The 16,553-nt window shown below is 37.2% G+C and carries 17 protein-coding genes and 2 tRNA genes; 2 read left to right on the plus strand and 17 right to left on the minus strand.

The window, feature by feature from the left end; genetic code table 11:
- Window positions 1-594: 594 nt before the first annotated feature.
- Window positions 595-1,191 carry a PDDEXK family nuclease gene (locus B494_RS0112655; protein WP_017472760.1) on the minus strand — a complete coding sequence of 199 codons (597 nt, stop codon included), beginning with the start codon at window positions 1,189-1,191 and terminating at the stop codon, window positions 595-597.
- 5 nt (window positions 1,192-1,196) lie between these two features.
- Entirely contained in the window at window positions 1,197-1,574 is a 378-nt protein-coding gene (locus tag B494_RS0112660) for a hypothetical protein (RefSeq protein ID WP_017472761.1), read from the minus strand.
- Window positions 1,575-2,218: 644 nt separating this feature from the next.
- On the opposite strand from B494_RS0112660, the gene B494_RS0112665 reads away from it, so the two are divergent.
- A complete protein-coding gene (locus B494_RS0112665; RefSeq protein WP_017470474.1) occupies window positions 2,219-3,574 on the plus strand; it encodes an IS1182 family transposase in 1,356 nt (451 codons plus the stop codon).
- Between the two features lie 170 nt (window positions 3,575-3,744).
- Here B494_RS0112665 and B494_RS19945 read toward each other — a convergent pair whose 3' ends face one another.
- The 12 genes from B494_RS19945 to B494_RS0112720 all read right to left on the minus strand — a co-directional run bounded on the left by B494_RS19945 (window position 3,745) and on the right by B494_RS0112720 (window position 12,069).
- The gene (locus B494_RS19945; protein ID WP_017472762.1) at window positions 3,745-4,380 is read right to left on the minus strand and encodes a site-specific integrase; all 636 of its coding nucleotides are present in this window, start codon (window positions 4,378-4,380) and stop codon (window positions 3,745-3,747) included.
- A gap of 191 nt (window positions 4,381-4,571) precedes the next feature.
- Complete coding sequence (locus B494_RS21595) at window positions 4,572-4,706, minus strand: hypothetical protein (protein ID WP_017472763.1); 135 nt, start codon at window positions 4,704-4,706, stop codon at window positions 4,572-4,574.
- A gap of 140 nt (window positions 4,707-4,846) precedes the next feature.
- Window positions 4,847-4,923 (minus strand) — tRNA-Arg (locus tag B494_RS0112675).
- A 7-nt stretch (window positions 4,924-4,930) separates the two neighbouring features.
- A tRNA-Gly gene (locus B494_RS0112680) sits at window positions 4,931-5,004 on the minus strand.
- Between the two features lie 400 nt (window positions 5,005-5,404).
- A complete protein-coding gene (locus tag B494_RS0112685; protein WP_017472764.1) occupies window positions 5,405-5,923 on the minus strand; it encodes a metallophosphoesterase family protein in 519 nt (172 codons plus the stop codon).
- 15 nt (window positions 5,924-5,938) lie between these two features.
- Window positions 5,939-6,532 (minus strand): XTP/dITP diphosphatase, encoded by a 594-nt coding sequence (locus tag B494_RS0112690; protein WP_017472765.1) that lies wholly within the window; start codon window positions 6,530-6,532, stop codon window positions 5,939-5,941.
- Window positions 6,533-6,535: 3 nt separating this feature from the next.
- The gene (gene rph, locus B494_RS0112695; protein WP_017472766.1) at window positions 6,536-7,285 is read right to left on the minus strand and encodes a ribonuclease PH; all 750 of its coding nucleotides are present in this window, start codon (window positions 7,283-7,285) and stop codon (window positions 6,536-6,538) included.
- A 238-nt stretch (window positions 7,286-7,523) separates the two neighbouring features.
- Window positions 7,524-8,594: a GerMN domain-containing protein gene (locus tag B494_RS0112700; protein ID WP_017472767.1), complete on the minus strand. Its 1,071-nt coding sequence runs from the start codon at window positions 8,592-8,594 to the stop codon at window positions 7,524-7,526.
- Window positions 8,595-8,994: 400 nt separating this feature from the next.
- Entirely contained in the window at window positions 8,995-9,831 is an 837-nt protein-coding gene (gene racE / locus B494_RS0112705) for a glutamate racemase (RefSeq protein WP_017472768.1), read from the minus strand.
- Between the two features lie 16 nt (window positions 9,832-9,847).
- On the minus strand, window positions 9,848-10,312 hold the full coding sequence (locus B494_RS0112710) for a MarR family winged helix-turn-helix transcriptional regulator (RefSeq protein WP_017472769.1): 465 nt from the start codon (window positions 10,310-10,312) through the stop codon (window positions 9,848-9,850).
- Window positions 10,313-10,737: 425 nt separating this feature from the next.
- The gene (locus B494_RS0112715; protein ID WP_017472770.1) at window positions 10,738-11,508 is read right to left on the minus strand and encodes an SDR family NAD(P)-dependent oxidoreductase; all 771 of its coding nucleotides are present in this window, start codon (window positions 11,506-11,508) and stop codon (window positions 10,738-10,740) included.
- 21 nt (window positions 11,509-11,529) lie between these two features.
- The gene (locus B494_RS0112720; protein ID WP_017472771.1) at window positions 11,530-12,069 is read right to left on the minus strand and encodes a DUF4334 domain-containing protein; all 540 of its coding nucleotides are present in this window, start codon (window positions 12,067-12,069) and stop codon (window positions 11,530-11,532) included.
- A 515-nt stretch (window positions 12,070-12,584) separates the two neighbouring features.
- Here B494_RS0112720 and B494_RS0112725 point away from each other — a divergent pair.
- Window positions 12,585-13,502 (plus strand): aldo/keto reductase, encoded by a 918-nt coding sequence (locus B494_RS0112725; RefSeq protein ID WP_017472772.1) that lies wholly within the window; start codon window positions 12,585-12,587, stop codon window positions 13,500-13,502.
- A gap of 367 nt (window positions 13,503-13,869) precedes the next feature.
- Here the strand turns inward: B494_RS0112725 and cas6 are convergent, their stop codons facing one another.
- The 3 genes from cas6 to B494_RS0112740 are packed head-to-tail and all read right to left on the minus strand — an operon-like array spanning window position 13,870 to window position 16,553.
- The gene (gene cas6 / locus B494_RS0112730; RefSeq protein WP_017472773.1) at window positions 13,870-14,745 is read right to left on the minus strand and encodes a CRISPR system precrRNA processing endoribonuclease RAMP protein Cas6; all 876 of its coding nucleotides are present in this window, start codon (window positions 14,743-14,745) and stop codon (window positions 13,870-13,872) included.
- Complete coding sequence (locus B494_RS0112735; RefSeq protein WP_017472774.1) at window positions 14,738-15,565, minus strand: hypothetical protein; 828 nt, start codon at window positions 15,563-15,565, stop codon at window positions 14,738-14,740. The genes cas6 and B494_RS0112735 overlap by 8 nt, the downstream gene beginning before the upstream one ends.
- Window positions 15,543-16,553, minus strand: a complete 1,011-nt coding sequence (locus tag B494_RS0112740) for a hypothetical protein (RefSeq protein ID WP_017472775.1) — start codon at window positions 16,551-16,553, stop codon at window positions 15,543-15,545. The genes B494_RS0112735 and B494_RS0112740 overlap by 23 nt, the downstream gene beginning before the upstream one ends.

Consider the following 16,553-nt stretch of genomic DNA (forward strand, 5'->3'; position numbering starts at 1 on the left):
GAATCTCCCTTTTGATATACATCGTATTCAGTTTCTAAATGCGTTGCACCATAGACTGAAGGGACTGTTAATACAAAAAACAGAGTAGCAAACAATACTGTTTAAAAAAACTTTTTATTATTATTAGATTCCATTTCTATCATCTCCTTTTACCATAATATTGTTATATTCTATATAATATGGTAAAATCCCTTTACAAAAAATGTTTTTGAGATAAATTACATAACAATTCAGAATAACAATCGCATCCTCTAGTTACTGTATTGTTATTAACATCTGATAAAAGACTAATAAAAAAATTACTATAGCAACAAACCTGGCAATTATATTAGGAACTCTAAGAAATTTTAATATAAATCCTATTAATAAACTAGCGATGAATGGAATAAACAAAACCTTAACTACTCCTAAAAATATATCACTCATAACTAGTTCCAATGGATTAAAATCTATATCCACACAAACACCCCTGACCATTGTATCGGTTATTTGGTTATGTTATGTAGGGGTTTTATGTAAAACATACTAAGATTAGTGGGTAAGATCATCGACGGATGATTTTGCCCACTAATCTTAGTATCTTTTTAATTTTTGCTATTTTGTTTGTATAGATGCCACTCGTTCATCTAGTACTCTTGCCACATCTTCTTTAAAATCATATCCTTCACGAACATATATTATCTTCACACCATGTCTTTTGCATAGGTTGAACTTCCGTTTATCCCTTTCTTGATTTTTCTTAAACGCCTCTTCGCCACCGAAAAATTCAACTGGTTGGTCATGTTGTAAGCCTTGATATTCAAACGCTATTTTGAGGTCTGGGATATAGACATCTAAATGTTGCTTCCGTAACCAATCTGGTCTGCCATGTTGAATTACTTCATACGATTTTAAGTAATTCTTGACCTTATAATATAATTCCGTTTCACCGACCCATCCATGACCTACTTTAGGAATCCCGTTATCTTCACGAATTAAGTTTTCTGCTTCTCTCATTAATTCCCTTGCTGTTTCCTGAAATTCTTTTATTCTGCCAAAACTGAAGACCTTATCTTTTGTAAAATCATGACCAACCATTGTGCCATTATAAAAATAGTCAGGGGAATTTTTGTACTCGGGATATTTTTCAACAATGTATTTAAGTAATGGTTTCCCATTCTCATCTTCCCAATTTTTTATAAGATTGTTCATGGCATCTAGGACTTCATTAATATGTTTTTTCCGTAAGCAGTGAGTTTTTTACGAAACAGTGTTACTAAATCTAAAGCATCACATTCATATCCAAGACGTACTTTTAAATTTAATCGCTTCTCACTTAACAATGTCCATGTTTGCAGCGGTTCAGGTGCCGAACAATGTTTTAATGCTTCTTCATAATCGCCAAACAAAGCGTATGTATCGCTTAGAGATAAATGATAATAATATTCCCCTTTATATTTTCCCGAAAGTGAGCGGAGTTCATTTATCATCTTTTTACGTTGATTGTATGTTAGGTCAATAGGTGAAGGAGTGTCATTATAATATTTCGGCACATTTCCTAAATATTTATGTAGGATATTATTGTATTCAGCCATCTTACACCTCCAATTGCTAATTGATGTCTTATAAATATTTTAACATACTTACCCAAATGAATTTTACACAAAAAGTTTCAATGGGTACCTGTGGTGTAAGCAGATGTGACCTCAGTTTCTTCGTTCCTACAGATGTTTTTTTCCTGGCGGGGTTGGGGATGGTCTGCTGATTAGACCTTAGTATGATAGTCAATACAATAGACCAGTAGATATACTACAACCTTCTAACACATATCATAATGTATCTCAAGAAGATTTTTGTATCGTAACTACCCAGATATTTTATGCAATAATTATTGGGAAATATTATGTACTTATACCCAAGAAATGTTGATTCTACAACAATGTATAAAAGAATGAATTATATAATAATTTCCGTACTAAAGAAACATTGATACCATTGGGTTTCTAAATTAGTTTATCTCGTAAAGTAGTTATTTTACGTAATAAACTATGAATACCGTATTCATATTCTGAATATTCCACTTTGTCAAGAGAATTTATTTTTTTATAAATGAGTGAATTTCATAATTCAGAGTCCTTGAGCCCCAACGAGTTTGAGAGATAAAAAAGGAAGTACCTCCCCAAATCTTGTATAATGGTAGTTGAGAGACAACCAAAAAAAGACTGGAGGAGTACCCCTTATGACCATTATACGACAACAAAACTTATTTGGCATCCAAGAATTATACGAGATGGAACCTACCCAACGTTATGAAGCCATTATTTCAGCAATAGATTTGGATGCTATCTACCATGAAATAAACAAAAAATCCCGACTTGGTGCACCCGTAGCGTTGAATTATGCGGCGATGATTATTTCTATGTTTGTACGAATCGTTGAGCGCATTCCGACGATGAAGGACCTGATCAAACGTCTGAATGATGACGTTCTATTTAAGTTGAATTGTGGGTTTCTTGTGTCTGACAACACTCCCTCTGAAGCTGCCTATTCACGACTTATAACGAAACTGAGTGCCTCTGATGTGTTAGAGAAGTCACAAGAGAAAGTTGTTCTTCAAGCCATTGCTGAAGGCTTTATTATGGATGACACCGTCGCTATTGACGCCACCCATTTTGAAGCACGTGATCAAGCACCACCAAAAGAAGAAAAGCCAAAAGCAGAGCCTAACAAGCGCGGGCGCAAACCAAAAGACGAGCGAGAACAATGGCTGATGGAACAAGCAGAAAAGGAAGCAAAACTTCCCCTTTACGAAAAGAAAATAGAAGCTCAGTTGGATGTTCCTTTACATGAGTTACGTTCGGAAGTTCCTCAAGACCCTAAATGGGGTGTGAAAAAGAACAGCGAAGGAAAAAATGTCTTTTGGTACGGCTACAAAGGTCACTTAGCTGTTGGAACATCCAGTCAGTACATTTTACAGTCTCTTTTTTCTTCTGGCAGTCTCAATGATGGAAAAGCAGCTATTCCTTTATTAAAGGGAGTGGATGAATGCCTATCCTTGCCTTTTTTGACCTACCAGACAATGGATGCAGGATATGACTACGCCCCTATTTATGTTCAAGTTCATCGAATGGGAAACCAATCTGTCATTGCTTATAATAAGAAAAATGAAGCAGAACCCATTGGGTTTGATAAACACTTTGCCCCAACCTGTTTTAGGGAACATTCCTATCGTTATGATAGTTTTTATGCCAAGTATGAAACGTTGAAATACACAAGACCAAAAGAATGTAGCGACTGTCCTTTAGCTAACGAAAGTATTTGCCAAAAGGTTTATAAAGTAAAAATCACGACAGATCTCCGAAAATATACAGCCCCAGCTCGTGGGTCAAAAGCGTGGAAACATATATCAAAGCGCCGCTCAGCAGTAGAACGCGTCAATGGTTATCTAAAGGAATATTTTCAACTGGACAATGTGCGTTATCGAACTGGAAAACGAGCAAAAGTTCATTTTGACATCGTCACGCTTGTTTATAATGCATCAAAATTAGCAAGTGATCGTGTGAATTTAGTGTTAAATCAGCAACAAGTTGCTTAAAAAAACTTTTTAAAACGATATCACTAAAATTCTGTAGGTCTTTAAATTTTTAAAAAGATGAATTATGAAATTGATTCAAATGAATTTTACATTCTTAAATACATTCACCTATCTCACTTTATGAAAGGATATATAAAGACACAACCGAAGCGGCTGAGCCTTCATTCGTATTATAAATAATCTCGCAATTTCGCTGCAACTTCATCAACATCAAGGTCTAAATATTGTGTCGTAACAGCAAAATTAGAGTGTCCTAACGCTTTACTAACCAAAGCAATATCAGCGCTCTTCTCATACAATGTCTTTGCATATGTCCTTCTTATCGCATGAGCATTAATATTCGGGAGTTCATATCGTTTAGCATACTTACTAAGTTGCTTCGAGATAGCATTATTGGTTGATTTGGTATTAATGGTTGTTCCCTTTTTCGTGATAAATAAAAAATCATTGTCTTGTTTATAATGAGACCTTATTTTCTCATTTTGTTCCATTAGCACATTATATAATTCAATGAGTTGTTGATTTATTGGCAACTTAATATTTTTATGAGTTTTCATTACAGAACCATCGAGGTTTAGATAACCATTTGCTAAATCAACGTGGCATTCTCTAATTTGTCCTAATGTATTTATCCGAACTCTAGTTTTTAATATCGTTAGTATGGCAATTGCATCTCGTAAACCGATAAATGTTGATGTATCTAATAATGACAGCAAAATATTTAGATCGTTTTCTTTGGCACCCTTTTTAACTTGCTTATCGACTTTAATTTGAATGGTTTGCCAAAACTTCGATTGGAAAACCACCCATTATTTAAACATTTGCTTAGAACGGCTTTCAGGCACTTTAGACGAGTTGATTTTGTTGAATTGGACACTTCCATTTTATCTAGCCATTCAAAAATTGTATCAACCGAAATTTCCTCAAGATATTTAACGCCAGTAATTTTGATGAAACCATTAAATATATCATCATAATCTTTCAATGTCCTTTCCCTTTATCCGTTTAATTCCATTTGTCGAGAAATAATTGACAGCGCCTTTTCAATTGCCATTCCTTTTGATACTACTTCTGTTGGTTTCAATAAATTGGTTTTTAATGAAACATCAAACAATCCTGACTTTTTAGTCATAAAAAAAACCTCCCGCTTCTAATATGGGAAGTTGATTTACGCTAACGATTTTTCGGGGATATTTTATGTAAGTTCGAATACCTTTAGTTATCCCTAATCTCGTCAAACCTTTGTGGTTATTGAGTTTTTCAAAGAAAAAATGGCGTCCCAGGAGAGATTCGAACTCCCGACCCACGGCTTAGAAGGCCGTTGCTCTATCCAGCTGAGCTACTGGGACATAATAATGGAGCGGGTGAAGGGAATCGAACCCTCGTCATCAGCTTGGAAGGCTGAGGTTTTACCATTAAACTACACCCGCACTATTGAACTATTTAGTATTTTAACAGTAATCTTTCGTAACAGACAAGATTTATTATAGTCATTTTCGCCAATTATGTCAATTATTTTTTTGAAAAAAATTGCGTTTAACTTGTCTTTAAAGCTCCGCAATTCTCAAATAAACAGTAAAATAGCCACTTTATCGCTCACCACTTCTTTACTAAGTACTTGATACTATCTTAACGTATTGAAAAAGTGGGCTGAAGATAAAACAAATCTCCAATTAGTGGGCGTTTTCGTTCTTCCTCACTGATTGATGGTATAGTGAATCAAAGACATTAGCGTCCGCGTTAGCTTGCGCCTAAATAGATGAGCTCCAATCTCAATTTTAAGGCGACATTTACGGACGCTTATCTATGATAAACATCGTTTTCTTACTTTTAAACCAAAGTTGTATGATAGGCTAAGTCTTTAACTTCATCACCATTCAAGCGATAAAAATGCACATGATAATTTTGTTGCTCATCCCATTCTAAAATGGCATATGTTTCTTCACGTCGACCTCTTGGCATACGAATACTTCCTGGGTTAATAACCAGCTGATCACCGACTTTAGTCGCTGCTGCCAAATGCGAGTGGCCGTGACATATAATTCTCGCACCGACTTCACTTGCACGATATGTAATAGATGTTAGGTTCATTTTAACATGATGCATATGTCCGTGGGCAATGAAAAATTTTTCACCAGCAATCGTTATTGCTAATTCATCTGGATAATCTGCATCGTAATCACAATTGCCGGCTACTCTTTGATAACCTTGGATTTCCACTTGATTATAATCAAGTTCAGAATCACCACAATGAATCATTTCATCAACTTTTCCTTGATAACGCTGTTTCAGTAATTCGACTTCCTTTAACCAACCATGACTATCACTTATTATTAAAACTTTCGCCATGTCCAACCCTACTTTCTAATCAAGTGCTAACCAATCTGCTAACTTATGTAATGCTTGTCCACGGTGACTTATGGCACTTTTTTGTTCCGGGGTTAATTGAGCCATCGTATATGAATAATGCTCTGGTTTGAATATTGGATCATAACCAAACCCCTGATCCCCAATGGGTTCAAGCGTTATATGGCCTTTACAATACCCCTGTTTAATAACCGTGTCACCATTAGGATCAGCGAGAGCAAGGGCACAAACAAACTGTGCCGTTCGTTCTTGCTCTGAAATATTTTTTAACTCATTTAGCACTTTTTCTATATTTTTTTGATCGTTTTTTTCCATACCCGCATAGCGTGCAGAGTAAACACCAGGTGCACCATCTAAAGCATCGATAGCAAGCCCTGAGTCATCAGCTAACACAGGCATTTGCATAATCTCAGCAATAGCCTCAGCTTTTAATGTTGCATTTTCTTCAAACGTTGTCCCTGTTTCTTCAACATCACTAATTTCTTCATCTAAATCAAGTAAGGAAATCACTTCAATCCCTTGTTTGTTAAACAGTGTTTTAAAGTCTTTCACTTTTCCTTTATTTTTAGTTGCAATTAATATTTTATCCATTACTCATTCCTCATTAACTTCCAGCAGTGTAGCATAGTCTAACAGCGCCTCTTTTTGCATTAAGAAAATCTGCTTCATGCCCTGATTTGCTAAGTCAAGCATTTGCTGAAGTTGGTCTGGTGTAAAAGTCGCTTCTTCCCCTGTCCCTTGAATTTCAACAAATTCTCCTGAACCCGTCATGACAATATTCATATCAACATTGGCTTCAGCATCCTCCACATATTCCAAGTCAAGAACAGCTTCACCATTTGGCATGATCCCTACAGAGATGGCTGCTAAATAATCAGTTATCGGCATCTCATGAAGTACTTCTTGATCCTTTAATTTTCCCAGTGCATAAACCATGGCGACAAATGCCCCTGTAATTGAAGCTGTACGTGTGCCCCCATCTGCTTGAATCACATCACAATCAATCCATATCGTCCGTTCCCCAAGTTTATCTAAATCCACAACAGCTCGTAAGGCACGCCCAATCAGACGTTGTATCTCCATTGTACGACCGGATACTTTTCCTTTTGACGACTCTCTTATGTTTCGTTGCTCTGTTGCCCTTGGAAGCATGGCATATTCAGCTGTTATCCAGCCTTTGCCTTGGCCTCGCATAAATGGAGGAACGCGATCTTCTATACTGGCATTACAAATCACTTTTGTATCTCCTACAGTAATTAACACCGAACCTTCAGGATGTTTGGTGAAGCCTGTATCTATTTTTATCGATCTCAATTGATTAACAGATCTATTATTCGGTCTCATTCCATCTTCCTCCTTTTATTCCGTTATTATCGTAACATATTTTTAACCAATACGTTTAATTCATTCTCTTATTCGCTATAAAAAGAACAAATCAATCTTTGTGATATCCCTATATGCTGTTATCTTGTCTGTTTCACTTTCCTTCAATTTAAATAGTGGTGTCTCATAACAATTAAAGCTTGTCACCAAGTCTTGACAGTGACAAGCTCGCATTTTCTATACATCATGATGATCAGCCTTATAAACTGCCTGTTGGCACAAAAGTATCACGCGTAACGGGTTCAATATAAGGAACCCCGTGTTCATTGAAAACTTGTTCAATATCGGCTACAGATATTGAAAGTGCTGATACATCTGGCTGATCAGTCAAGGTTAATACTAACGTTTCAATCACTTCATCTGCAATATACGCTTCATTAACGTCAGCTAAAATCTCTTCCGTAAATTCAATTGACAGAATACCATCTTCTAGCTCTTCAATATCGAGAATTTCCACATTTGGATTAAACACATGTAAAAAGTTCGACTGATAACTAGGGCCATCTAGCAGCGCTTGTACAATCGATTGATAGCGATTGTCACTATCGATTTCAATATGTTGGGTCACCGGAACATAGTGGAAATTCGGTCCTAATTGGGTTGGATAATAAACGGTCACCGCTTCACTGTTTAGTAAATCGATCGCTTCACTTTCGATTAAATTAATTCCGTTTGCTCTTGAATAACCATTCATGATCGGTGTGCCGTTAACCGGCATTTCTGTTAATTCAAAACCATTGATCCATAGCTTTACCTTATCGACATTATCAAATTGTGTTAATGTATAAGTCATCGCTTGAATGATTTGTTGCTCTTTACTAGCCTCATATTCCTTAAACTCATTTGATAAATCAACGATCATCGTCCCGTCTTCTTGTAAATTAAGACCTAAGATTTCTGTCCCCACTGGTAAAACCGCCTCAAACCCATTTGGTAATAATTGACTCACAGGTCCATCTTTAACCAAGTATTCTAGTACCTGTGTGGCTACTTCATTTGAATCTGCTTTTGGTATTTCAATCGTTTGTGGAACAACAATCCCTTCCTCACTAATTAAAAACAACTGTCTTGCAACGGTCTCTTTCTCTTCACCTTCCGCTTGATCATCCTCTACTAATCCCTCTTCATTTTCTTGTTCTTCTTCATTTGGCACATCTATGTCTTCTAAAGTGTCATCAGAGTTAAAAATGCCGCAACCAGATACCGTTAACACACTAAAAATAAGTAACAAACTAAGACCTATCGATCGAATCAGCACTCGTTTATTCATGTCATGTCCTCCTCAGATGGTTTGTACTAACATGTATACGAGCCCTATAAAAAAATTAGACCAGTGAACAGGAAAAAGATAAGCGATTGAGCTACTTAACTAAAAAAGTGTTGAATACCATTTTTCAAAACGATCTAACAGCTACCCTTTCAGCACTAATGTAATGTTAAATATTACTCAATTAAAAAATCGATACTAAACATGTTAATCAAATAACAATGTTTGTATCGACTTTAATAAAACGAACCTTCAACCAGTAGGGGTGTTCCTCCACCCCACTGTTTGTTAGCTGAGTGAATCTCAGGACATTAGCGTCCGTTAGCTCTCGACTAAATAGATGATCTTTCTTCTCTATTTTAGGCGAATGCTTTACGGACGGTTAGCTATGATAAATATATAACTATACCATTCGCTCACTATCATTATCTATTAGTGTTTGATCTATCGTAACTTGTTCAATAAATTGAACGGGATAGTCCATCCAGCGATTGGCGATTTGTTCAAACAATATAGGGGAACCTGTTGTATAAAATTGGTGTCTAGCAACCCTTTCTCCTTCATAAGCGATATGTTGATAACTCATAATAACACTGACTTCACGAGCCGTTTCTTCGCCTGATGAAATGATTTGTACACGTTCTCCCATGACAGCCTTTATCTGATCAGCAAGTAAAGGATAATGTGTACAACCCAAAATCAATGTATCTAACCCGTTATGATTAAGCATGGGTTGTAGAGAATCACTAACAATCTGCTCTGCTGCCTCCTTTGAGAACTGTCCACTTTCTACCAATGGTACAAATTTAGGACAAGCCAAATCATATATATCTAGTTTAGACGAGATATATTGCAAGGCATTTGGATAAGCTTTACTTTTTATAGTTCCTTCTGTACCAATCACACCAATTTTTTTAGTTTCTGTTATTTTCATCGCAGCCCGAGCCCCAGGTTGAATAACACCAATAACAGGAATCGACAATTTTTCTTGTAAAAATTCAAGCGTAAACGCTGTTGCCGTATTACAGGCAATCACTAATAACTTAATTTGTTTCTCCATTAAAAAATCTACCATTTCCAATGTGTAACGGATCACTTCTTTTTTTGGACGCGGACCATAAGGGCAGCGTACTGTATCACCTAAATAAATAAGCTGTTCTTTCGGTAATTGGCGCATAAGCTCACGCGCTACCGTTAGACCACCAACACCTGAATCAATAACACCGATTGGTTGATCCAATTCTATCCCTCTTTTTCTATTTTTTCTTATTGTTCTCTTTATCCCACTTCATTTTTTCTAACAACAAATCGAGCACATGATGTAAAGCATCAACATTTTCCGCAGACACATCAGCTAAAACCGCACTTAAATAAGCTTGGCGTTTTTGAATGACCTCATGAATGATTTCTTTACCATTTGGGAGTAAATGAATGCGTACAACCCGACGATCTTTTGTATCACGTCTTCGTTCTACTAACTGATTTTTCTCCATTCGGTCGACTAAATCCGTTGTTGTACTAAAGGCTAAATTTATTTTATTGGATAATTCTCCAATTGTTAGATCTCCATCTTCTAAAAGCCACTGAAGCGCAATAAATTGCGGTGTGGTAATAGAATAGTTCTTTAAAATTTCGCGTCCTTTATGCTTAATAATGCCATTTATGTAGCGCATGTTTTTTTCAATTTGAGCAATTGGACGATCAACTGCTTCGTTTTCCACCTTGATAATTCCTCCCTTGATAGAATTCCTTCTTGTATCATAACATTTTTTTATTCGTTTAGGTAAAAAATAATCAATTGATTATTACTGAAGCAGTAGAAGTAATAGATAAGCTAAATAAAACGTCCTTTTAATCAGGGGGGACGTTTTCGTTCTTCTACAACTGATGGGGGTGAGTGAATCACTGCATAACGTCCGTTGTTAGCTCCCTCCTAAATAGAAGAGCTCTGTTCTCCGATTTGGGGTGGCCATTCTACGGTCGCTTATTAGTGAAATGTAGTCATTGCACGCTATTACAGAAAAGATCGGAGGTTATTATGGCTTGAATGAGAAAAAGTACTTACATTCTCATTCAAGCCGAAGGTGTGGTGATGTTAAAAATAATAATTATTCAAACTACCGTTATCTATCATTAAATCCTACCATTATTTCTTGTTGACGGCGCGCATGGCTAACAATAGTACACCAACAGGTAACAGTTTTGTTGCTATACGAAAACCTGTCGCGACAGGTCCGTTAGTCGAAACTGACTTGCCTTTCCGACTTGCCCTTAACACATGAATCGCCTCTTCTTCTGGTGTTGTTTTTGGTAAATTAGCAATGACCGAATGACGCGTTGATTCCCCAGCAACATCAAAGAATTCCGTTTTAACAGGACCTGGACAAGCAGCTGTGACCGAAATATCACGACCTCTTAATTCCTCATGTAATGCCCGACTATACGATAATACATAAGCTTTCGTCGCTGCATAGATTCCAAAATTCGGCTGTGGCGCAAAAGCAGCTGATGACGCAATTTGAATGATCTTAGCCCCTGATTTCATGTAAGGTAGCACGACACTTGTTACTGCTGTCATCGCTTCACAATTAAGCTTGACCATACCTAGCTCCGCTTCAAGAGGAAGCTCTCCAATTTTACCAAACTTACCGTAACCAGCAGCGTTTACTAATAACGTTACATTTGGCTTTTCATTTGCTAATGTTGCTTCCAAATCTGAAATACTTTCAGACTGCAATAAATCCAAATCTAACATTTTTAGTTTAATAAAAACCTCCTCTGATAGTTGCGTTAACCTGTCTTTCCTGCGAGCAATCACCCAAACCTCATCAATATTCGGATAATCCCGATCAATTGTTTTAACAATCTCTCTTCCAATACCTGAAGACGCACCAGTTACAATCACTACTCGATTCATTTTTATCAACCCTTTCATTAATTATCGAACTTTTCTTAAGACAAAGAAATAAGATTTGTCCACTTTACGCATCTTGAAATCCATTACGCCTAGTAAAGTCTGGTCATCAATTTTTCTAAATACATCAATAATCGCTTTATCATCATAAATCATGCTAGCAGTTGTCTTACCTCTATAGGTTATCATTCTTATTCTTGCTGCACTTTTATCCGTTGCTAACAAGTGCTGAAATAATCTCATACCTAACTTAATAGATATTAACGGTAGTTTATCGATAGGCAAATCAAGCGGAATCAACAACGGATTAACGTTGTAAAGCGTCCCATCATTTTTCAAACAAACTAACGGATCTACCTGCTCTTCATTGATAAATCGCTTTCCAAACCAATTGGATGCTGATAAGACGCCCTCTAACGGATGACCTGTCTTGATTTCTATCCCCTTCCATAACCCTAAAATATCTGCTGAATTTACTATTTCCAGCTGATCAAACCAAGCAAACGCTTCTTGTTGGGTCGCCCCTTGTTCAATGATTCTTCTACACTTTTCAGAGTCAAGCATCAACGTGTCCTCCTTCGAACATATAACATCGCTTTACCATCAACTTAACATTCACAAGATCAGCCAACATCAACCTATACAAGTATATTAACATTTTATAGAAGGATGATACCAGCTTTGAACATACATGTTCACATTTGTTCTACCTTACCTCACTATATAATGTATACGGTTAGCTGTATGTATAGTCTGCACATAGATGTTAAAAGATCGCCATCTAACCCAATTCCTCTTCCGTTTCACTATAATGGATAACTTCCAACCACAAAAGTGATAGACCTTTATAAAACGGTACTTCATTTCGCCCTTCACCCACTGATTGATCGTTGAGTCAATCAAGACATTAGCAGCTGTGAACCTCCCCATTAACAGATTAATTCCTACTCTATATTTTGTGACGCGTTTTGCCAATGATTAGCTGTGATAAAATATATTAAATAAATTTAAAGCGTTTTCTTCGCTATTTTAGCTTAACATGATAAAATAAAATTATACTCATGAAAGGAGTAGATAACATGAACATCATCAAGTTAGGAACAAGCAATTTAGAAGTCGGCGAAATTTCACTTGGTTGTATGCGTATGAGTGGCCTCTCCAAACAAGAAGCCCGCAATGTTATTGATAATGCACTAGAACATGGCGTTAATTTATTTGATCATGCAGATATTTATGGTGGAGGAAAATCCGAAGAAGTCTTTGCTGACGCCATCAATATGAATGCAGACGTCCGTGAAAAAATGGTCCTTCAATCAAAATGTGGGATTCAAAAAGGTTTTTTTGACTTCTCAAAGGAACATATTATCCGTTCAGTTGAAGGTAGTCTACAACGCCTAAATACGGATTATCTTGATATTCTGCTCCTACATAGACCAGACACACTTGTTGAACCTGAGCAAGTAGCAGAAGCTTTTGCAGAATTAAAAGACAGTGGTAAAGTTAAATATTTTGGTGTAAGTAACCAAAATCCCATGCAAATCGAATTATTAAAAAAATATCTAGATCAAGATTTAATCATCAATCAACTTCAGCTAAGCCTCATGCACACACCTATGATTGATGCTGGATTTAATGTTAACATGGTCCATGACAAAGCGGTTGATTATGACAACAGCATCCTAGATTACAGCCGTTTAAATGATATGACGATTCAAGCATGGTCTCCTTTCCAATATGGCATGTTTAAGGGTGTTTTTGTCGGAAATGAACAATTTCCAGAAGTCAATGCTAAGCTAGACGAGCTCGCAGACAAAAAAGGCGTTACCGCTTCTGCCATAGCAATTGCATGGATATTAAGACATCCAGCTAAGATTCAACCTATTGTTGGAACAATGAACCCGAAACGACTTGCCGATATCTCTAAGGCAAGTGATGTGAAACTAACACGTGAAGAATGGTATGAACTTTATCGTGCAGCAGGTAACAGCTTGCCTTAGAAGTTAGAATAGAAAAACAAGCATCGAGAATTGAACTTTCCTTTTGCTATGCATATTAGCTTAACAATTGGTGGTACAGTTCGATATGATGCTTGTTTTATTATTTTTAATTACAATGTAAAGCTTTTTTATCGGTACGGGTTAAATAGACGGAAGCTTCCTATTTTAAAGAAAATTAAATTCGCGTTTGAAATAAATTTGATGCTACCTTTTTAATTACTAATCATTCTTTTAAATTTATTGCACATCAAAAGATATTCTGTTGACTATATCCTTCTAATAGCTAAAGCATATGCAATCCATCATTTTCCTTCTTTATTACTACACTTAGTGTTCATACCTAATGATAATAAAATTTAAAATTCAGTTATCCAAACACTACATCAAGTTGACCACAACCAAAGGTAACGTTTCGTCCAATATGCAGGTACCGTCCGGCATACAACCATGGAGCAAAGTGATACATATTCCCCTCAAAAGTCATGGCCCCCAGTAAACCACTTAAATCCATTTTCTTTTTTCTTCTATTAGAATATCGGCTAATTTCACTCCAGTACAGCCCAGATGAAGTCATTTGGACCGAATTTGACAATTCACATACCATGGGTACTGAATCAGCATCCACGAATCCACCGTAACGCTCCGTTAAAGCCGTAACTCTCCTCGTAATACTTCGAATGGTGGTAGAAAAATCTACCTTCTTCAGTTGCTTTCCACCTCGACGTATACGAAGCGGGGTTATCAAATGGATAGAACAGCTAGAGATTCCTGTGTGATCCCAGGAAGGAAGCAGGTTGGAAACCGTTGGTTCTGAATAGATTTTGTGAGCGTCCAAAATCATCTCCAGTCTGTCAGCCTGTATAATATCCACAAGCTCAAACTTTTTTCTTTTCACACCAAGCTCGAAGTAGGGAATACTAACCAACGAATCGATCACGCTTTTCGTATAGTTGGTGGCCTTGCCTAACAGAACAAACTTAAAGCACAGCAGATCTCCTTCATTGTAAATCTCTTGATATCTGGGCGGTTCCAAAATATAAGGATTTACAATGTCCTGTTTTCCTCCTCCATATTTGCGATTTTCAAAAATATATTGATAGGTCTCATTATTCGTGGATAGGATCCATCCCATCACACCATGAAGTGTAGAGCCTAGATAACGCGGTAATCGCACGGATTCGCAACATTTTAATCGGATTAGTAGTGGCATATATGATAGTGAAAACAACTCTGAATTATACATTGCTATGCTCCAATGTTAATTGAACCAAGCCATGAGGCAATCTTTTTGTCTTATCAAGATATACCGCACTGTTATAGCCATCTCTAATTGATATTGCTGAAAGCATAAGCCCTTTGTAGCCGCCAAGTATTAATAGAAAATTATTGCTCCTATCGGCTTGCGGTTCATTCAGGATCGCTTGGACGTTTTTCCCCAATTCATTTAAGATAAGCTGATCCTCTTCCTTTTTTACCTGACCGGACATCCCCTTGATTCTTTGAACCAGTTGCTCAAGCTTGGTTCTTGTAGCTTCATCTGCCTCTCTAAAATAAAGCTCTGGTTCATGTTTTAGCTTTGTGTTTGATTTTGACACAACATAAAAAAGTTCTCCAGTATACTCCGAGTCCGCTCTAAGCATTTCAACAGCAACATTGGGGAAGAACTCAGCGACTTCAATTGGCGTATCCTCTTTGGATATATTCTGTACTTTTTGCAAATGATATAGCTGAATATCCTCGCTCTTCACTCTGATATCATCTACCATCAATGAAGGTTTACCTTTCTCTGTTCCGATATCTGGTAAAGCTCCTTTAATAGAGGAACCTGGAATATAATATTGTGTCTCTGCGGGCGCATATCGGAGATAGTTCCCGTACTGATAAAACGGATAAATAATGTTAACTCTTTCCTTGTTCACATGCGCGGAAGCCTGCTTCTCCAAATCTTCCGATATGAAATCGCCTGCCGCTTTATAAAAACCTTGGTGATCCCTCGGAGACAGAACCAGTGTTGAGTAAGTTTTCATTCGATAATTATATTTACGAGGTAGATGGAGCGTCATGCTGTTTCCTCCTATCAATATTTATTGGAAGTAGAAAAGCATTCCCAAACACAATATCTCGCGAGTTAAATGGTGATTGAATCGAGCATCCAGCTGTTTTCAAAGCTTCCTTTACAAAAACAATGCTGCCTGCGTCAATAAAGCTGATAAACTGACCAGAGAACTCCTTAGCCCATCCTCCTGCAGAATCATAAGGGCGCCTTTCCGAAGTAAAAAGCTTTAGTGACGAGAGATTGAAATTAATCTCTTGAGGTAAAAGCATCCCCAGATTCAAATAGGTATTTGGCTGATCAGCTGAATTCCCCCACTCCAATGAGTGTATACAATTTACTATAAATGTATTGAAGCCTTGCGATGCTTTCGCCCCCAGAAAAAAACGTCTTTTACTCTCTTTTGCATGGTGTAGGGCATCTAACAATTTAGCACTCTCGTCACCTTTATCGGCACATAAGTAGAACGAAAATTCAGTAACGATCTCCTTTTTTCCTTCCTCTAATACCTCGACGACGTTGACTTCTGGTACTGAGTACACATTGGGATCCAGCCCTGGCATGTCATACCTGAGACTGTCAATCGCCGCGTGAATCTGTTGGGAGGACTCTATACACGAAAAGGGATACAGGTAGTCATCTTGGTTCGGATTCTCTATCGCCTTGTAAATCTCGGCCAACTTCATGAAAGAGCGCTTCTTTATCTCCTTATAGGTCCTCTTGTCCTTCTTCCTATCAGACTGATCGGACGGCTGTCCAGATAATGAGTCCAGTAAATAAGTTTGTGGCAGCGGCAAATAATTGCGAGGCAGCATATTGGACAAGGAAATGTACAACTCCCCTTCCCTAATCTTCGAAACCAGTAACGTTGCTCGCTCGGAGGAATACCGCTCTGCATACAGATAAATTAATGCGCCAAATATTCTCTGAGAATCTGGTAGCTGCGTAAGCCGTCCCGTTAGTGACATTTCTACTTTATAGGTTACAGTTTCAGTCAA

The sequence above is a fragment of the Amphibacillus jilinensis Y1 genome (genome assembly GCF_000306965.1).
Taxonomy (GTDB): Bacteria; Bacillota; Bacilli; order Bacillales; family Amphibacillaceae; genus Amphibacillus_C; species Amphibacillus_C jilinensis.

Coding starts and splice junctions, on each gene's coding strand:
- B494_RS0112665 (WP_017470474.1), top strand. CDS start 2,219: ATGACCATTATACGACAACAAAACTTATTTGGCATCCAAGAATTATAC.
- B494_RS0112715 (WP_017472770.1), bottom strand. CDS start 11,508: ATGAATCGAGTAGTGATTGTAACTGGTGCGTCTTCAGGTATTGGAAGA.
- B494_RS0112735 (WP_017472774.1), bottom strand. CDS start 15,565: ATGACGCTCCATCTACCTCGTAAATATAATTATCGAATGAAAACTTAC.
- B494_RS0112720 (WP_017472771.1), bottom strand. CDS start 12,069: ATGCTTGACTCTGAAAAGTGTAGAAGAATCATTGAACAAGGGGCGACC.
- cas6 (WP_017472773.1), bottom strand. CDS start 14,745: ATGTATAATTCAGAGTTGTTTTCACTATCATATATGCCACTACTAATC.
- B494_RS0112700 (WP_017472767.1), bottom strand. CDS start 8,594: ATGAATAAACGAGTGCTGATTCGATCGATAGGTCTTAGTTTGTTACTT.
- B494_RS21595 (WP_017472763.1), bottom strand. CDS start 4,706: ATGACTAAAAAGTCAGGATTGTTTGATGTTTCATTAAAAACCAATTTA.
- B494_RS0112655 (WP_017472760.1), bottom strand. CDS start 1,191: ATGAACAATCTTATAAAAAATTGGGAAGATGAGAATGGGAAACCATTA.
- B494_RS0112690 (WP_017472765.1), bottom strand. CDS start 6,532: ATGGATAAAATATTAATTGCAACTAAAAATAAAGGAAAAGTGAAAGAC.
- B494_RS0112725 (WP_017472772.1), top strand. CDS start 12,585: ATGAACATCATCAAGTTAGGAACAAGCAATTTAGAAGTCGGCGAAATT.
- B494_RS0112685 (WP_017472764.1), bottom strand. CDS start 5,923: ATGGCGAAAGTTTTAATAATAAGTGATAGTCATGGTTGGTTAAAGGAA.
- rph (WP_017472766.1), bottom strand. CDS start 7,285: ATGAGACCGAATAATAGATCTGTTAATCAATTGAGATCGATAAAAATA.
- B494_RS0112660 (WP_017472761.1), bottom strand. CDS start 1,574: ATGGCTGAATACAATAATATCCTACATAAATATTTAGGAAATGTGCCG.